The organism is Microbacterium barkeri, assembly GCF_027921765.1.
GTDB lineage: Bacteria > Actinomycetota > Actinomycetes > Actinomycetales > Microbacteriaceae > Microbacterium > Microbacterium barkeri.
Map to the genome: position 1 here is coordinate 71,285 of NZ_BSEJ01000010.1, position 16,998 is coordinate 88,282.

General features: G+C 71.6%; 16 protein-coding genes. 8 read left to right on the forward strand and 8 right to left on the reverse strand.

All coding sequences use genetic code 11. The annotated features are described in order from the left end of the window. The first annotated feature begins 102 nt into the window (after positions 1-102). Entirely contained in the window at positions 103-1,131 is a 1,029-nt protein-coding gene (gene fbaA / locus PKE79_RS11120) for a class II fructose-bisphosphate aldolase (RefSeq protein ID WP_271173759.1), read from the forward strand. A 59-nt stretch (positions 1,132-1,190) separates the two neighbouring features. On the opposite strand, the gene PKE79_RS11125 is transcribed toward fbaA, so the two are convergent. Both PKE79_RS11125 and PKE79_RS11130 read right to left on the reverse strand, forming a co-directional pair. Next, on the reverse strand, positions 1,191-1,733 hold the full coding sequence (locus PKE79_RS11125; protein ID WP_271173760.1) for a DUF6264 family protein: 543 nt from the start codon (positions 1,731-1,733) through the stop codon (positions 1,191-1,193). Continuing rightward, on the reverse strand, positions 1,730-2,791 hold the full coding sequence (locus PKE79_RS11130) for a 4-hydroxy-3-methylbut-2-enyl diphosphate reductase (RefSeq protein WP_271173761.1): 1,062 nt from the start codon (positions 2,789-2,791) through the stop codon (positions 1,730-1,732). Before PKE79_RS11130 ends, PKE79_RS11125 begins: the two co-directional genes overlap by 4 nt. A 72-nt stretch (positions 2,792-2,863) precedes the next feature. Here PKE79_RS11130 and xseA point away from each other — a divergent pair, with 72 nt between their 5' ends. From xseA to PKE79_RS11160, 6 genes are all read left to right on the forward strand, one after another. After that, positions 2,864-4,156 (forward strand): exodeoxyribonuclease VII large subunit, encoded by a 1,293-nt coding sequence (gene xseA / locus PKE79_RS11135; RefSeq protein WP_271173762.1) that lies wholly within the window; start codon positions 2,864-2,866, stop codon positions 4,154-4,156. Positions 4,157-4,168: 12 nt separating this feature from the next. Then, positions 4,169-4,393 (forward strand): exodeoxyribonuclease VII small subunit, encoded by a 225-nt coding sequence (locus PKE79_RS11140; protein WP_271173763.1) that lies wholly within the window; start codon positions 4,169-4,171, stop codon positions 4,391-4,393. Continuing rightward, the gene (locus PKE79_RS11145) at positions 4,393-5,040 is read left to right on the forward strand and encodes a DUF4245 family protein (protein WP_271173764.1); all 648 of its coding nucleotides are present in this window, start codon (positions 4,393-4,395) and stop codon (positions 5,038-5,040) included. The genes PKE79_RS11140 and PKE79_RS11145 overlap by 1 nt, the downstream gene beginning before the upstream one ends. After that, entirely contained in the window at positions 5,037-5,687 is a 651-nt protein-coding gene (locus PKE79_RS11150) for a carbonic anhydrase (protein ID WP_271173765.1), read from the forward strand. Before PKE79_RS11145 ends, PKE79_RS11150 begins: the two co-directional genes overlap by 4 nt. Before the next feature lie 19 nt (positions 5,688-5,706). Beyond that, complete coding sequence (locus tag PKE79_RS11155) at positions 5,707-7,101, forward strand: class II fumarate hydratase (protein WP_271173766.1); 1,395 nt, start codon at positions 5,707-5,709, stop codon at positions 7,099-7,101. Between the two features lie 197 nt (positions 7,102-7,298). Next, positions 7,299-9,707, forward strand: a complete 2,409-nt coding sequence (locus PKE79_RS11160; RefSeq protein WP_374727736.1) for a PhoX family protein — start codon at positions 7,299-7,301, stop codon at positions 9,705-9,707. A 61-nt stretch (positions 9,708-9,768) separates the two neighbouring features. Here PKE79_RS11160 and PKE79_RS11165 read toward each other — a convergent pair whose 3' ends face one another. The 5 genes from PKE79_RS11165 to PKE79_RS11185 all read right to left on the reverse strand — a co-directional run bounded on the left by PKE79_RS11165 (position 9,769) and on the right by PKE79_RS11185 (position 15,839). Beyond that, a complete protein-coding gene (locus PKE79_RS11165; protein ID WP_271173767.1) occupies positions 9,769-9,975 on the reverse strand; it encodes a YbdD/YjiX family protein in 207 nt (68 codons plus the stop codon). Further along, entirely contained in the window at positions 9,975-12,215 is a 2,241-nt protein-coding gene (locus PKE79_RS11170; RefSeq protein ID WP_271173768.1) for a carbon starvation CstA family protein, read from the reverse strand. The genes PKE79_RS11165 and PKE79_RS11170 overlap by 1 nt, the downstream gene beginning before the upstream one ends. A 112-nt stretch (positions 12,216-12,327) precedes the next feature. Beyond that, positions 12,328-13,674 carry an RNA 5'-3' helicase PhoH2 gene (gene phoH2 / locus PKE79_RS11175; protein WP_271173769.1) on the reverse strand — a complete coding sequence of 449 codons (1,347 nt, stop codon included), beginning with the start codon at positions 13,672-13,674 and terminating at the stop codon, positions 12,328-12,330. Between the two features lie 202 nt (positions 13,675-13,876). Next, the gene (locus PKE79_RS11180) at positions 13,877-15,010 is read right to left on the reverse strand and encodes an aminotransferase class V-fold PLP-dependent enzyme (protein ID WP_271173770.1); all 1,134 of its coding nucleotides are present in this window, start codon (positions 15,008-15,010) and stop codon (positions 13,877-13,879) included. A 43-nt stretch (positions 15,011-15,053) separates the two neighbouring features. Then, the gene (locus PKE79_RS11185) at positions 15,054-15,839 is read right to left on the reverse strand and encodes an isoprenyl transferase (RefSeq protein ID WP_271173771.1); all 786 of its coding nucleotides are present in this window, start codon (positions 15,837-15,839) and stop codon (positions 15,054-15,056) included. A gap of 65 nt (positions 15,840-15,904) precedes the next feature. On the opposite strand from PKE79_RS11185, the gene trhA reads away from it, so the two are divergent. Then, positions 15,905-16,642: a PAQR family membrane homeostasis protein TrhA gene (trhA, locus tag PKE79_RS11190; protein WP_271173772.1), complete on the forward strand. Its 738-nt coding sequence runs from the start codon at positions 15,905-15,907 to the stop codon at positions 16,640-16,642. On the opposite strand, the gene PKE79_RS11195 is transcribed toward trhA, so the two are convergent. Then, a complete protein-coding gene (locus tag PKE79_RS11195) occupies positions 16,626-16,934 on the reverse strand; it encodes a hypothetical protein (protein ID WP_271173773.1) in 309 nt (102 codons plus the stop codon). The two genes, trhA and PKE79_RS11195, sit on opposite strands and share 17 nt — an antisense overlap. Between the last annotated feature and the right edge of the window lie 64 nt (positions 16,935-16,998).

Here is a 16,998-nt window from a genome sequence, read left to right on the forward strand (position 1 = left end):
CCGGATCGTGAGGATCGCGCCCGCTTGCCGCCGTCCTCGGAGCAGATCCGGCCTTCGCTAGGCTGAGACTGCACTCACCTCGCCATTCGAAGGAGCACCGCAATGCCCGTCGCCACCCCGGATCAGTATGCAGAGATGTTCGACCGCGCGAAGGCGGGCGGCTTCGCCTACCCCGCATTCAACGTGTCGAGCTCGCAGACGATCAACGCCGTGCTCCAGGGCCTGACCGAGGCCGGCTCCGACGGCATCCTCCAGGTCACGACCGGCGGAGCCGACTACTTCGCCGGGCACACCGTCAAGGGCCGCGCCACGGGCGCGATCGCCATGGCGCAGTACGTCCACGAGGTCGCCAAGAACTACCCCATCACGGTCGGCGTGCACACCGACCACTGCCCGAAGGACGCTCTCCCCGGCTTCGTGCTCCCGCTCCTGGAGTACTCGGAGGAGCTCGTGAAGAACGGCGGCGAGCCGCTCTTCAACTCGCACATGTGGGACGGCTCGGCCGTGCCGCTCGACGAGAACATCCAGATCGCGGCGGACCTCCTCCCCCGCATGAAGAACATCAACGCGATCCTCGAGATCGAGGTCGGCGTCGTCGGCGGCGAGGAGGACGGCGTCGCGCACGAGGGCTCGAACGAGGCGCTCTACACGACGGTCGCGGATGTCACGAAGGCCGTCGAGGCGCTCGGCCTCGGCGAGCAGGGCCGCTACATCGCCGCCCTGACCTTCGGCAACGTGCACGGTGTCTACAAGCCGGGCGGCGTCAAGCTCCGCCCCGAGCTCCTCGGCGAGATCCAGGAGGGCATCCAGGCGCGCTTCGGCACGGGCGAGAAGCCGCTCGACCTCGTCTTCCACGGCGGCAGCGGCTCGACCGAGGAGGAGATCGCGCTCGCGGTCGCGAACGGCGTCGTCAAGATGAACATCGACACCGACACGCAGTACGCGTTCACGCGCTCGATCGCGGGCTACATGTTCTCGAACTACGACGGCGTCCTGAAGGTCGACGGCGAGGTCGGCAACAAGAAGCAGTACGACCCGCGCGCGTGGGGCAAGGTCGCCGAGTCGGCGATGGCCGCGCGCGTCGTGGAGTCGACCCGCCAGCTCGGCTCGTTCGGCAAGTCGCAGAGCTGACAGCGCTTCCAGACGACGAAGCCCGGCGCCATGCGGCGCCGGGCTTCGTCGTCTCGGAGCTAGGAGCCGAACGACTCCTGCATCCGCAGCACGGCATCCCCGACGGCGGGATCGCTCACGAGGGGGATCACGACGACGATGCTCGCGAGCAGGTTGAAGACGACAGCGCCGGCGATCGGCACCCAGAAGGTGAGGCGCCCGCGCCGTGCGACGCGCCATGACAGGAGAGCGGTCGCCATCCATCCGAGCGTCAGCACGATCACGGCCGCCACGCCCCAGATCCGCATGCCGGCCGGGTCGGCGAGCTCGACGTCGAGTCCCATCGTCTCGAGCAGGCGCGTGGTGTCGAGCACGAGCGGAATCGACTGGATCACACTGAAGATCCCGTAGACGAGCATCGCGACCGTCGCCGCGCGGTCGATCAGGCGGCCGCCAGACAGGCGCGGCGCAGCATCGGCAGACGGTGGCGGAACGGGGGCCGCGGGGACCGGCGCACGGGTCTCGGGAGCGGACGGGAGCCCCATGCGCGCGCGCTGCTCCTCGGGCGTGGCGTACTGCCCGAACCGCGGCTGCGGCCGCGCGTCGTCGCGGGGCTCGGTCATGCGCGGCCTCGGCCTCCCACGGCACGGGCGTCGCGGCGACCCGACGGATCCTGGCGGAGCTCCTTGGGCAGCGAGAACATGAGGTCCTCCTCCGCCGTCCGCACCTCCTCGACATCGCGGTAGCCGGCGCTCGCGAGCGCGTCGAGCACCTCCTGGACGAGCACCTCGGGCACGGAGGCGCCGCTCGTCACGCCCACGGTCTCGACGCCGTCGAGCCACTCCTGCCGGACCTCGCTCGCGTAGTCGACCCGGTATGCGGCCTTCGCGCCGTGCTGGAGGGCGACCTCGACGAGGCGCACGCTGTTCGACGAGTTCGCCGAGCCGACGACGATCACGAGATCGGCTCCGGCCGCGACCTTCTTGATCGCGACCTGGCGGTTCTGCGTCGCGTAGCAGATGTCGTCGGACGGCGGGTTGTGCAGCTCGGGGAAGCGCGCGCGCAGGCGGTTCACCGTCTCCATCGTCTCGTCCACCGAGAGCGTGGTCTGCGAGAGCCACACGAGCTTCGACGGATCCTCGACCTCGATCGTGTCGGCCTCGTCGGGCGAGTTCACGATCGTGACGTTCTCCGGCGCCTCTCCCGCGGTGCCCTCGACCTCCTCGTGGCCCTCGTGACCCACGAGCAGGATGTGGAAGTCGTCGCGGGCGAAGCGCACGGCCTCGCGGTGCACCTTGGTGACGAGCGGGCACGTGGCGTCGATGGCCTGGAGGCCCCGGTCCGACGCGGCGCTCACGACGGCGGGCGAGACCCCATGCGCGCTGAACACGACGTGCGCGCCCTCTGGCACCTCGTCGACCTCCTCGACGAAGACGGCGCCCTTCGCCTCGAGCTCGCGCACGACGTGGATGTTGTGCACGATCTGCTTGCGCACGTAGACGGGCGACCCGTAGCGCTCGAGCGCCTTCTCGACCGTGATCACGGCGCGGTCGACGCCCGCGCAGTAGCCCCGCGGCGCCGCGAGCAGCACCCGCTTGCGTCCGGGCACGGGGTTATCCTGAAGGCGCACGCTCCTGCCCGGCACGCGGGGCACGGGCAGATGGATGGCGGTCGAGCTCATGCTCCGATCCTACGTGCGCCCCCTGGGGACAGGCAGGGTGCCGCCGTCCGAAGAGTGCGCCGCGAGGAGATCATGACGACGTTCCAGCCGGAGCCCGCCGAGGGCGAGCAGCCCCCCGCCGATTCCGTCGCCCCGCGCGACTCGAAGCCGGATGCGCCGACCTCGATCGCGCGCCTGAATCAGACGATCAAGGGCTTCATCGACCGCTGGGGCGCCGTGTGGGTCGAGGGCGAGATCACCTCGTGGAACGTGCGCGGCGGCGCCGTGTTCGGACGCCTGAAAGACCTCCGATCGGATGCGCAGATCTCGATCCGGATGTGGTCCAGCGTCCGCGCCCGCACCCCGGCCGATCTGAAGGTCGGCGACCACGTGATCGCGTGCGTCAAGGCCGATTACTACCCGAAGGGCGGCGACCTCTCCTTCCAGGTCACCTCGATGCGCCACGTGGGCCTCGGCGAGCAGCTCGAGCGTCTCGAGAGGCTCCGCGCGCAGCTGCGCGCCGAGGGGCTCTTCGACCCCGCCCGGAAGAAGCCGCTCCCCTTCCTGCCCCACGGCATCGGGCTGATCACGGGCGAGCGCTCGGACGCCGAGAAGGACGTCCTGCGCAACGCCGAGCTGCGGTGGCCGCACGTCGACATCCGCACGATCCACGCCGCCGTGCAGGGCGAGCGCAGCGTGCCCGAGATCCTCCAGGCGCTCAGCGCGCTCGATGCGGATCCGCACATCGACGTCATCATCATCGCCCGCGGAGGCGGCGATCCGCAGTCGCTCCTCGGGTTCAGCGACGAGCGCCTCGTCCGCGCGGTCGCGGCCGCTCGGACCCCGGTCGTGAGCGCGATCGGCCACGAGAACGACCATCCGCTGCTCGACGACGTCGCCGACCTGCGCGCCTCGACGCCCACCGACGCCGCGAAGCGGGTCGTCCCCGACGTCGGCGAGCAGCGGGCGCTGGTCGCGCAGCTGCGGTCGCGTCTCGCGACACGGCTCCAGCATCGCCTCCAGCACGACATCGCGCAGCTCGAGCACATCCGCTCGCGCCCCGTCCTGCGGGCGCCTGAGCGCCTCGTCGAGACACGCCAGCAGGACGTCTTCCTCCTCGTGGCGCGAGGGCGCGACATCGCCCAGCGGCGCATCCACGACGGCGAGCGCCGCACCGCGGAGCTGCGGGCGTCGCTGCGCGCCCTCTCGCCGCAGTCGACGCTCGCACGGGGCTACGCGATCGCGCAGGCAGAGGATGGCGCCATCCTCCGGTCCGCGCAGGACGCGCCCCGTGGCGCGCGGCTCGTGCTCACCCTCGAGCACGGCGCCGTGTCGGCGACCTCGGGCGGACCGCTCGACGCGGGCACCGCGCCCGCCTCCTCGTAGGATGGAACCGCTATGACCGAACAGGCTCCCCCCGCCGACGTCGCGTCCCTCTCGTTCGAACAGGCGCGGGACGAGCTCGTCCGCGTCGTGTCCGAGCTCGAGCAGGGCGCGCCCACCCTCGAGCAGTCCCTCGCGCTCTGGGAACGCGGCGAGGCGCTCGCGGCGCGGTGCGAGGAGTGGCTGCTCGGGGCGAAGCGCCGTCTCGAGGCCGCGCGCGCCGCGGGGGGCGAGGCCTGATGGCGCGCGAGCCGCGCATCGCCGCACACCTCGGCCGCCCCGAGACGCCTGACGAGATCGCCGCACGGAAGGCCGAGAGCTCGCGCATCTACCGCGGCAGCCAGACGTTCCGCAACCTCATCGTCGCGCTCGTCGTCTCGCTCGCCGTCGTGGCCGTCATCGTGTGGGGCGTGCCGCGCGGCGAGGCCCCGGAGCCTGCGCCCATCAACGTGGCGGCGATCGCCGCCGATGCCGAGGAGACGACGGGCCACGACGCGATCGTCCCCGACGCCCCGGACGACTGGCGCGTGAACTCGGCGCGGCTCGAGACCGGCGACGTCACGACGTGGAGCATCGCGTACGTTCCGACCGAGACCGGCTTCCTCCGACTGAGCCAGGGCTTCGACGCCGACGAGACCTGGGCCGCGCGGGTCCTGGGCGGGGCGGCGCCGACCGATGCCGTCACGATCGACGGCGTCCGCTGGGACGTGTACGAGATCTCCGACCCCGAGGCGAACGCCAACGTGTCGTACGCGCTGGGCACCCAGGCCGGCGCCGACCACGTCCTCGTGTACGGATCCTCCGAGCCGGAGGTCGCCGCCGATCTCGCCGCGCTCGTGGCCGACCAGATCGACGCACTCGCGACCGCAGAAGGGACACCCGAATGAGCGAGAACCTCACCCCCGCCGAGGCGTGGGAGAAGATGCAGGCCGGCAACTCCCGGTTCGTGGCGGGCACGCCCGCGCACCCCCACCAGGATGTCCGCCGTCGTCACGAGCTCGCGGCGGGGCAGACGCCCCTCGCCACCCTCTTCGGATGCTCCGACTCGCGGCTGGCGGCCGAGATCATCTTCGACCTGGGCCTCGGCGACCTGTTCGTCGTGCGCAACGCCGGCCAGGTCCCCGGAGAGTCGATCGTCGGCTCCCTCGAGTACGCCGTCGAGGTGCTCGGCGTGCCGCTCCTCGTCGTGCTCGGGCACGACTCGTGCGGCGCGGTCCGCGCCGCGATCGACAGCACGGGGCCCGACGCACCCGTTCTGCCCCCGCACATCTGGCGTCAGATCTCGCCGATCGTGCCCGCGGTGCACGCGGCGCTGCGCGAGTCGGACGGCGCGACCCCCGCGACCGTCGATGCCGAGCTCGTCGGCCGCCTGCACGTGCGCGACACGATCGACTGGATCCTGCAGTCGTCCGAGCTGATCTCCCGCGCCGTCGCGGAGGGCCGTCTCGGCATCGTGGGAGCCAACTACCGACTGGCCGAGGGCACCGCGGTGCCCCACGTCACCATGGGCGTCGCGACCGACGCGGCCGCCTGAACCCGGAGGGAACAAGGAAGTGACCGAGATCGAGTACCGCATCGAGCACGACACCATGGGCGAGGTGCGCGTCCCCGCGACCGCCCTCTACCGCGCGCAGACGCAGCGCGCCGTGGAGAACTTCCCCATCTCGGGCAAGGGCCTGGAGTCGCGCCAGATCGCCGCGCTCGCGCGCATCAAGAAGGCGGCGGCCCTCGCCAACAAGGAGCTCGGGACGCTCGACGGCGCGATCGCCGACGCCATCGCGGCCGCGGCCGACGAGGTCGCCACCGGCGCCCACGACGACCAGTTCCCCGTCGACACCTACCAGACCGGGTCGGGCACGTCGTCGAACATGAACATGAACGAGGTCCTGTCGACGCTCGCGTCCGACCGCCTCGGCTCGCCCGTGCACCCCAACGACCACGTCAACGCCTCGCAGTCGTCGAACGACGTCTTCCCGACGTCGGTGCACGTCGCCGTCACCGAGGCGCTCATCACCGACCTCGTGCCCGCGCTCGACCACCTCGCGAAGGCCTTCGAGGAGAAGGCCGAGGCGTGGAAGTCGGTCGTCAAGTCCGGCCGCACGCACCTCATGGACGCGACGCCCGTGACGCTCGGCCAGGAGTTCGGCGGATACGCCCGCCAGATGCGGCTCGGCATCGAGCGCGTCGAGGCGTCGCTCCCCCGCGTCGCGGAGGTCCCGCTGGGCGGCACCGCGGTCGGCACCGGCATCAACACGCCGCTCGGCTTCCCGCAGAAGGTCATCGCGCTGCTCGCGGCCGAGACCGGCCTGCCCATCACCGAGGCGAAGGACCACTTCGAGGCGCAGGCGAACCGCGACGGTCTCGTCGAGGCATCGGGCGCGCTCCGCACGATCGCCGTCTCGCTCACGAAGATCAACAACGACCTGCGCTGGATGGGCTCGGGGCCGAACACGGGGCTCGGCGAGCTCCACATCCCCGACCTCCAGCCCGGTTCGTCGATCATGCCGGGCAAGGTGAACCCCGTCGTGCCCGAGGCCACCCTCATGGTCTGCGCGCGCGTCATCGGCAACGACGCGACGATCGCGTGGGCCGGCGCGTCGGGCGCCTTCGAGCTCAACGTGGCGATCCCGGTCATGGGGACCGCGCTGCTCGAGTCGATCCGCCTCCTCGCCAACGCCTCGCGCGTGCTCGCCGACAAGACGATCGCGGGTCTCGAGGCGAACGTCGAGCGCGCGGCCGCCTTCGCGGGCATGTCGCCGTCGATCGTGACGCCGCTCAACAAGGTGATCGGCTACGAGGCGGCGGCGAAGATCGCCAAGCACTCCGTGGCGAAGGGCATCACGGTCCGCGAGGCCGTGATCGACCTCGGCTACGTCGAGCGCGGCGAGATCACGGAGGAGCAGCTCGACGAGAAGCTCGACCTGCTCTCGATGACGCACGCGGGCTGACGCGGAGCCCGCTCTCAGGGCCCGGGTGGACGATCGTCCGCCCGGGCCCTCTGCATGCGAGCCGTGCCCGGGGCGTCAGCCGGCGTTCGCCGCCGCTTCACCTGCCGGACACCCGGCATCGGTGAGGTGGTGGCGAGGGCTCTCCGGGGCCTGATCGACAAGGGATTCCCCCGCCCGCGAGAAGGAGACAGTCGAACATGGTCATCAACCTGGGCCGCACGCTGCCCATGGCGCAGCACGTCAAGGGCAAGCGAAGCGCCGTCACCTGCCACCTCAAGTGCGCCAACGCCTGCGCGAAGGGCGTGTGCAACACGTCCGGCAACGGCTACTTCCGCGACATCGTCGACGCCCAGCTCTCCCGCCGCGCTCTCCTCGGCCTCGGTGCGGCCGGCGCCGCCGCGATCGTGCTGGCGCCGTCGCTGGCCGGGCAGCGCGCCGCCGCGTCGACCGGCACCGCCTACGCCGCCGTGGGCGAGACCGGCGCCTTCGGCTTCGCCCCGATCGACCCCGTCGCGTACACGGTCGACAGCTTCGTCGTCCCGGAGGGATTCGACTGGACCCCCATCATCCGCTGGGGCGACCCGCTCTTCGCCGACAGCCCCGCCTTCGACGCCCTCAACCAGACGCCCGAGGCCCAGGCCCGGCAGTTCGGCTACAACGTCGACTACACCGACATCATCCGCACCTCGGCCACCACCGCCATCCTCTTCGTGAACCACGAGTACACGAACGAGAACGTGATGTTCCCCGCCGAGCAGCTCGAGAGCGACGTCGAGCGCGTGCGCCGCGTCGGACTCAAGGCGCACGGTCTCAGCGTCGTCGAGCTCACGCGCACGAGCGAGACCGCGCCGTGGACGCCCGTCGTGGGCGGAGCCCTCAACCGCCGCTTCCTCGACGACACTCCCTACGCGTTCACCGGGCCCGCCGCAGGCAGCGAGCTCCTGCGCACGGTCGCCGATCCGGAGGGCAGGACCGTCCTCGGCACCTTCGGCAACTGCTCGGGCGGCACGACCCCGTGGGGCACCATCCTCAGCGGCGAGGAGAACTTCGACGGCTACTTCCGCTCGTCCGGCCTCTCGGAGGCCGAGCAGCGCTACGGCCTCGCCGACGAGGAGACCGCGCGTGGCTGGGAGAACGTCGACCCGCGGTTCGACGCGCGCACCCCCGGCTATGAGAACGAGCCCAACCGGTTCGGGTGGATCGTCGAGATCGACCCGACCGACCCGTCCTCGACGCCGCGCAAGCACACGTCTCTCGGCCGCCTGAAGCACGAGGGCGCGAACGTGATCGTCGCCGCGAACGGCAGGGTCGTGGCGTACACGGGCGACGACGAGCGCTTCGACTACCTCTACAAGTTCGTCTCCCGCGACACGTACGTGGAGGGCGACCGCGCGCACAACATGACGCTGCTGGAGAACGGCGACCTCTTCGTCGCGCGCTTCTCGGGCGACTCGCCCGCGACCGAGATCGACGGCTCGGGCACGCTGCCCTCCGACGGCGGCTTCGGCGGCTCGGGCGAGTGGCTCCCCCTCGTCGTCGACGGCGCATCGGCCGTCGACGGGATGAGGGTCGAGGAGGTGCTCGTGCACACGCGCCTCGCGGCCGACCGCGCGGGCGCCACGAAGATGGACCGTCCCGAGGACGTCCAGCCGCATCCGACGAGCGGCCGTGTCTACGTCGCGTGCACGAACAACAGCGACCGCGGCACGGAGGGCAAGGCCGGCCCCGACGAGGTCAACCCGCGCACCGAGAACCGCGACGGGCACATCATCGAGATCACCGAGGATGGCGGCGACCAGACCGCGCGCACCTTCGGCTGGACGCTGCTCCTCGTCGCGGGCGACCCCGCGCGCAACGACTCGGCGTACTTCTCCGGCTTCCCGGTCGACGAGGTCTCGCCCATCTCGTGCCCCGACAACCTCGCCTTCGACACGGCGGGCAACCTCTGGATCTCGACGGACGGCGCGCCCAGCACGATCGGGTTCAACGACGGCCTCTTCCGCGTCGGCCTCGAGGGCGACCAGCGCGGCCGAGTCGAGCAGTTCCTGTCGGTGCCGCGTGAGGCCGAGACCTGCGGCCCCGTCATCCACGACGACGAATGGCACGTGTTCGTGTCGGTGCAGCACCCGGGTGAGGACGGCTCGTTCGAGGAGCAGACCTCGACGTTCCCGGACAGCATGAAGCAGGCCCCGCTCTCGGGCGCCGGCGGCGGGACGTTCGCCGGCCCCCGCCCGACGGTCGTCCAGGTGATGCCCGTGGCCGCGCCGTCGCCGACGCCCACGCCGACGGCGGAGCCCACCGCGACGCCTGAGCCGACGCCCACCGCGACGTCGACTCCGACGCCCACCACGACGCCGAGCGCGAGCCCCACGGCGACCCCGACCCAGGCGCCCACGCGGGCTCCGTCGCAGACGCCGGTCCCGTCGCCGTCGCAGAGCGCCGCGCCCTCGCCGGGCCCCGACGCCCCGCTGTCGCCCACGGGCGGCGGCGTCGTTGGCGGCCTGCTCGCGGGCGCCGGTGCGCTCGCGACCGCGGGCCTGGCGTTCCTCGCCCGCCGCAAGCGCGAGAACGGGCAGCAGCCGTCCGAGACGACCGACGAGGTCTGACCGGTCCACGCGAGAGGGCCGGGCGGCGAGGAGACCCCTCGCCGACCGGCCCTCTCGGCTGTCAGCAGCAGCGCCCGCCGGGATCGAGGTCCTGCGCGCGGTGAATCTCGCGCCAGAACTCCCGCTCGGTGAGCGGCTCGCGGTCGGGATGGCGCTCTCGCTCGTGCGCGAGGTACGCCGCGTACCGCGACTGCCCGGTCATCCCCGAGACGAAGCGCGCGCACACGCTGCCCACGGCGGCCAGCGGCGCAAGCAGTCGGATGGCCATCAGTGCCCCCGCGAGGGACGGCGCTCCGCGGGCAGCGCATCCCACTCGCGCTGCGCGGCCCGCTCCGCCGCCGTGGGGATGAGCCCTGCCGGGGCGAACCGGCGCGACGGGACGGGCGCGTCCTCGTTGTCGATCGTCTCGGTCGACCGCAGCGCCTGCACGACGCGGACGATCGCCGCGACGAGCACGATGAGCGTCAGCACGAGGAAGATGATCGAGAGCGTCCCCTGGATCGCCGTGTTGCGCACGACCGCCTCCATCGCCGCGACGCTCGGCGCGGTGCCGAACGAGGTCTCCCCCGCGGCGAGCGCATCGCGGAATGCGGCGTGCTGCGCCCAGTAGCCGACCGCCGGCACGCCCGAGAAGATCTTGTGCAGCGACGCGACCGTCGTCACGACCGTGACGAACGCGAGCGGGAGCGCCACGATCCAGAGCGCCCCGAAGGTCCGTCGCCGCGCGACGATCGTGAGCACGACCGCGAGGGCGATCGCGGCGAGCAGCTGGTTGGCGATGCCGAACAGCGGGAAGAGCGTGTTGATGCCGCCGAGCGGATCCGTCACGCCCATGATGAGCACCGCTCCCCAGCCGGCGACCATGATCGCCGTGCAGATCCACGCTCCGAGCCGCCACGACGTGTCGCGGAACCGCGGCACGACGTTGCCGATCGAATCCTGGAGCATGAACCGTGCGACGCGCGTGCCGGCATCCACCGCCGTGAGGATGAACAGCGCCTCGAACATGATCGCGAAGTGGTACCAGAACGACATCATGCCGCTGCCGCCGATCCACTGGCCCATGATGAGCGCGAGCCCGACCGCGAGGGTCGGGGCGCCGCCCGTGCGCGACACGATCGACTCCTCCCCCACGAGCTGGGCCATGGTGGTGAGCGCGTCCGGCGTGAGCGAGACGCCGGTCAGCCCGAGCCCGTTCACCCAGGCCACCGCCCCTTCGACCGTGCCGAGAGTGGCCGCCGCCGAGGAGTTCATCGCGAAGTAGATGCCGCGGTCGATCGAGACGGCGGCGACGAGAGCCATGACCGCGACGAACGACTCCATAAGCATGCCGCCGTAGCCGATGAAGCGCGTCTGCTTCTCCTTCTCGATCATCTTCGGCGTCGTGCCCGACGAGATGAGCGCGTGGAAGCCCGAGAGGGCGCCGCAGGCGATCGTGACGAAGAGGAACGGGAACAGCGGCCCGCTCCATACCGGCCCCGTCTCGCCGCTCGCGAACTCGCTGAACGCCGGCACCGAGATCTCGGGACGCACGAAGACGATCGCGACCGCGAGCGCGACGATCACGCCCACCTTCATGAAGGTCGAGAGGTAGTCCCGCGGCGCGAGCAGCATCCACACGGGCAGGACGGCGGCGACGAAGCCGTACACGATGATGGCCCACGCGACCGTCACGCGGTCGAGGTGGAAGAGGGCCTGCCCCCACTCGGTCGCCGCGATCGCGCCGCCGCCGACGATGGCCGCCATGAGGAGGACGAACCCGATGATCGAGACCTCGAGGATGCGGCCCGGGCGGATCCAGCGGAGGTAAGCGCCCATGAACAGCGCGATCGGGATGGTCATGGCGACCGAGAACACGCCCCACGGGCTCTCGCCGAGGGCGTTCACGACGATGAGCGCGAGGATGGCCGTGATGATGATCATGATGAGGAGCGTCGCGAGGATGGCCGCGGCGCCGCCGAAGCGGCCCAGCTCATCCTTCGCCATCTGGCCGAGCGAGCGGCCGCCGCGGCGCATCGAGAAGAACATCACGAGGTAGTCCTGCACCGCGCCGGCCAGGACGACGCCCACGATGATCCAGATGGTGCCGGGGAGGTATCCCATCTGGGCCGCGAGAACGGGGCCCACGAGGGGCCCTGCGCCGGCGATCGCGGCGAAGTGGTGGCCGAACAGCACGACCCGGTCGGTGGGGACGAAGTCCTTGCCGTCCGACCGGTACTCCGCGGGCGTCGCGCGACGGTCATCCGGGCGCACGATCTTCCGCTCGATGTACTTCGCGTAGAAGCGGTAGAACACGAGGTACGTGCACACCGCGGCGAAGACGAACCAGATCGCGTTCACCGTCTCGCCGCGCACGATCGCGAGCATGGTCCATGCGACGCCGCCGAGGAGGGCGATGGCCGTCCAGATCACGATGCGCAGCGGCGTCCAGCGGCGGTCGTCTGCAACGGCGACGGGCGGCGACGCCTCGGTCTCGGGGGCGATGCGCGGGGCTGGGTCCTGTGCCATGGCCGTGACTCCTTCGTCTCCTCGTGCGTCGGCCGACATGCCGACCGGTATCCGAGGATACGCACGGCGACGGCGGCGGGGACGTTGCCCCGCCGCCGTCGCCGTGCCCACGTCAGGAGAGCTCGCCGACCTCCAGCAGGTCGGTCACGAGGGCCGCGATCGCCGAGCGCTCGCTGCGCGTGAGCGTGACGTGCCCGAAGAGATCGTGTCCCTTGAGCGACTCGATGACGCTCGCGATGCCGTCGTGACGGCCGACGCGCAGGTTGTCGCGCTGCCCCACGTCGTGCGTGAGGACGACCTTCGATCCCTGCCCGATCCGGCTCAGCACCGTGAGGAGCACGTTGCGCTCGAGCGACTGCGCCTCGTCGACGATCACGAACGCGTCGTGCAGCGAGCGGCCGCGGATGTGCGTGAGCGGGAGCACCTCGAGCATCCCGCGCTCCACGACCTCGTCGAGGACGTTCTGCGACACGACGGAGCCGAGCGTGTCGAAGACCGCCTGGCCCCAGGGGTTCATCTTCTCGGCCTGGTCGCCGGGCAGGTAGCCGAGCTCCTGACCGCCCACCGCGAACAGCGGCCGGAAGACGATGATCTTCTTCTGCTGCTGGCGCTCGAGCACCGCCTCCAGCCCCGCGCAGAGCGCGAGCGCCGACTTGCCCGTTCCGGCGCGCCCGCCCAGGGAGACGATGCCGACGGTCGGGTCGAGGAGGAGGTCGATCGCGATGCGCTGCTCGGCCGAGCGCCCGTGCAGGCCGAACACCTCGCGGTCGCCGCGGACGAGGCGCAGCTCGCCGTCGCCCGTGACGCGGCCGAGCGCCGAGCCCCGCTCCGACTGGATGACGAGGCCGGTGTTGACCGGGAGCCCCCGTGCGTCGTCGTGCAGCGCGACCTCGCTCTCGTAGAGGTCCGACATCTCGTCGCCCGAGACCTGCAGGGTCGCGATCCCGGTCCAGCCCGAGTCGACCGCCTGCTCGGCGAGGTACTCCTCTGCCGCGAGGCCGAGAGAGGCGGCCTTCACGCGCATCGGGAGGTCCTTGGAGACGATCGTGACGCTCTGTCCGTCCTGTGCGAGGTGCGCGGCGACGGCGAGGATGCGGCTGTCGTTGTCGGCGAGGCGGATGCCGCTGGGCAGCACGCTCTGGTCGGTGTTGTTGAGCTCGACGCGCAGTGTGCCGCCCTCGCCCACGGGCACGGGGAAGTCGAGGCGCCCGTGCTCGACGCGCAGCTCGTCCAGGTGCCGCAGCGCGGCGCGTGCGAAGTAGCCGATCTCCGGATCGTGCCGTTTGCCCTCGAGCTCGGTGATCACCACCACGGGGATCACGACGCTGTGCTCCGCGAAGCGGAAGAACGCCCTCGGATCGCTCAGCAGGACCGAGGTGTCGAGCACGTAGGTGCGCAGGTCCTGCGCCTCCCGCGTCGTCGACCGCCGCCCGGTCTTCCTGACAGTGCTGGTGCTCACGCCCGTCGTGGTGGCCACGTCACACTCCCGACCCCGGGCTTCCGCCCGGATTCGACGAGTCGACCTGGGGCCACGAGTCGCAGTCCTGACGGCCGACCCGACCGGACGCCTTGCCCGGTGATCCGAAGCTACGACCGCCGGGGCCGTCTGCGGCGCATGGACACGCTGACGGGCGGATGAAGATCTCGTGAACGCGGCGAGGTCAGCCCACGCGCGTCTGCACGAAGACCGCGCACGCGTCGTCGAGCATCCGCAGCGTCTCGTCGTCGGTCGCGACGTGCGGCGACACGCGGACGTATCCGGATCGCGCCGTCGCCGTCACCCCCGCGTTCGCGAGGGCGGCGCCGAGGGCTCCGACATGACGTGCCCCGGGGTCGAGGGCGACGATGCCCGCGCGTCGGGCCGGATCGCGCGGCGTCACGACCTCGATGCCGTGCGCGTCGGCGATCTCGATGATGCGTCCGGCGCGCTCCGCCACGGCCGCCTCGATCTCGGCGATGCCCGCGGATGCGACCTCGCCGACCGCCGACGCGAGACGCGCGGCCGCCAGGGGGTCGGGGCGCGAGACCGTGAAGGCGCGGGCATCGGGCGCGGGCGCCGGCACGGGCACGACGTCGTACGGCAGGTCGTCGGCGTCCGTGCCGGTGGTGCCCGAGAGCACCGGGTCGAGCGCGACGCGCGCCCGTCGGCCGTACCACGCGAAGCCGGTGCCCCGCCCCGCCCGCAGCCACTTGTATCCGTGCGCGGCGACGACATCGGCGGCCGTCCATTCGGCGTCGACGACGCCGACGGCCTGCGTCGCGTCGACGATGAGCAGCCGGTCGTCGCCGATGACCTCGCGGATGCCTGCGAGGTCGGCGCGGTAGCCGGTGCGGAAGTCGACGAGACTCACGGCCACGGCGCTCGTGGACTCGTCGATCGTCTCGGCGACGGCCTCGGGCGTGACGAACCGGTGCTCGGGCGCGATCCACTGCGGCACGATGCGGCCGAGGGCGGTCGCGGCCCGCGCGATCGTCACGGGGATGCTGGGGAACTCGAGGGGCGACGCGACGACGCCGCCCGTGACGCCGTAGACGGCCTGCGCGAGGCCGTGCGTGGTCGAGGGCTGCAGGGCGACCTCCGCGGGGTCCACGCGCAGGAGGCCGGCGATCGCCGCGCGCGCCTCGTCCGCACGGCCGGACACGAGGCCGATCCCGCTCTCGCGACCGGAGCCGAGCAGCTCGAGATCGGCCATCGCCTCCTCGCGCACGGTGCGGGAGAGGGGGCCGAACCGCGCCCAGTCGAGATAGCCCGGTTCCACGTCGAACGAGGCGGTGAGGTCTGCGAGGGTGGTCACGCCTCCATTCTCGCAGAGGCGGGGGTCCGCGAGGTTGCGCGCGTCAGCGGCCGAAGCGCCGGTCTCGCGACCCGAAGTCGCGGATGGCGCGGAGGAAGTCGACCTCGCGCAGGTCGGGGCCGAGCGCCTCGAGGAAGTAGAACTCGCTGTGCGCGCTCTGCCAGAGCAGGAAGTCGCTCAGGCGCTGCTCGCCGCTCGTCCGGATGACGAGGTCGGGGTCCTTCTGACCTCCCGTGTAGAGGTGCTCGGCGATCTGCTCGGGCGTGAGGTGCGCGGCGAGATCCTCGAGGGTGCCCCCGTTCGACCCGTGCTCGCGGATGATGCTGCGGACGGCGTCGACGATCTCGTGGCGTCCGCCGTACCCGACCGCGAGGTTGACGTGCAGCCCGCTGTTGCCGCGGGTGCGCTCCTCCGCGTCGCGCAGGGCGGACAGGAGGAAGTCCGGAAGGCCCTCGGAGCGTCCCACGTGCTGCACGCGCCAGTCCCGTCGTCGGGAGAGCTGCCCCGCGAGCCCCGCGATGATCTCGATGAGATCCTGCAGCTCGCGGCTGTCGCGCTTGCGGAGGTTGTCGTGCGAGAGCAGGTAGAGCGAGACGACCTCGACGCCGATGGCCTCGCACCACTCGAGGAACTCGCGCATCTTCGCGGCGCCCGCGCGGTGCCCGTGCGCCGGCGTCTCGTAGCCCAGCTGACGCGCCCAGCGGCGATTGCCGTCGATCATCATCGCGACGTGGTGGGGCACCTTCGCCGGATCGATCTGCCGGTGCAGCCGCGAGATGTAGAGACGGTACAGAGGCCCCCGTCCTGCCGCCGACCGCTCGCTGATCACCCTCCGAGCGTACTCCGGGCGTCCGCGTGCCGCTCACGGCATGCGCTGGCGCGTACTGTCAGACCATGACCTCCGACGAGCACACGCCCGCGCAGACCCCGGACGGCGTGCCCCGGCTCCCGCTGATGGATGCCGCGCGCGCGGACGCCCACGAGGAGCCCAAGCCGTCGTGGCGCGGCTGGATCCACGCCGGGACCTTCCCCGTCGCGATCGTGGCGGGCATCGTCCTGGTGGCGCTCGCCGACGGCGCGGCGGCGAAGGCCGCGTCGGCGGTCTTCGCCGCGTCGTCGCTCCTGCTCTTCGGCAACTCGGCGCTCTACCACCGCTTCCACTGGAAGCCCCGCACGCGTCTGATCCTCAAGCGGATCGACCATGCGAACATCCTCCTGCTCATCGCGGGCACGTACACGCCGATCGGCGTGCTCGCGCTGCCGCCGTCGAAGGGCGTGCTGCTGCTCGTGCTCGTCTGGACCGGAGCCCTCCTCGGGATCCTCTTCCGGGTGTTCTGGATCGGCGCCCCGAGGTGGCTCTACGTCGCCCTCTACCTCGTGCTCGGCTGGGCGGCCGTCATGTACATGGGCGATCTCTTCCAGGCGAACCGGACGATGATGGTCCTCGTGATCGTCGGCGGCCTCCTCTACTCGGCCGGCGCGGTCGTCTACGCGATCAAGAAGCCCAACCCGTGGCCGGGCCACTTCGGATTCCACGAGATCTTCCACGTGTGCACGGTGCTCGCGTTCCTCTGCCACTGGGCGGGGGCGCTGCTCATCGCGCTCGATCCCGCGTTCAACGGCCCGGCGTAGGCTCCTCGCCCGTCTCACCGCGGCCATCCGACGCCGTCCCGGTTCCCCGCGGATCGGCGCCCTCCTGCGCGGCCGCCTCCTGTGCGGCGGCCTCCTCCGCGTCGAGCACGGCGTTCGCCTCCTCGCGGTACCGCGCCCGGCGCACGCGGCGCAGCATGTCGAAGACGAGGAGGAACACCGCGATGACGAGGACGACGATCGTCGCGAAGCCGAGGGGGCCGGGCGTGACGAGGTCCGGGTCCACGGTCGGCTGCGGGCTCGGGGTGGCGGCGAGCACGGCGAGAGCGGGCATCGAGGACTCCTCAGGGGTGCGCGGCGCCCGAGACGGGGCGCCGGGAAAAGGCGGTTAGCCTGGA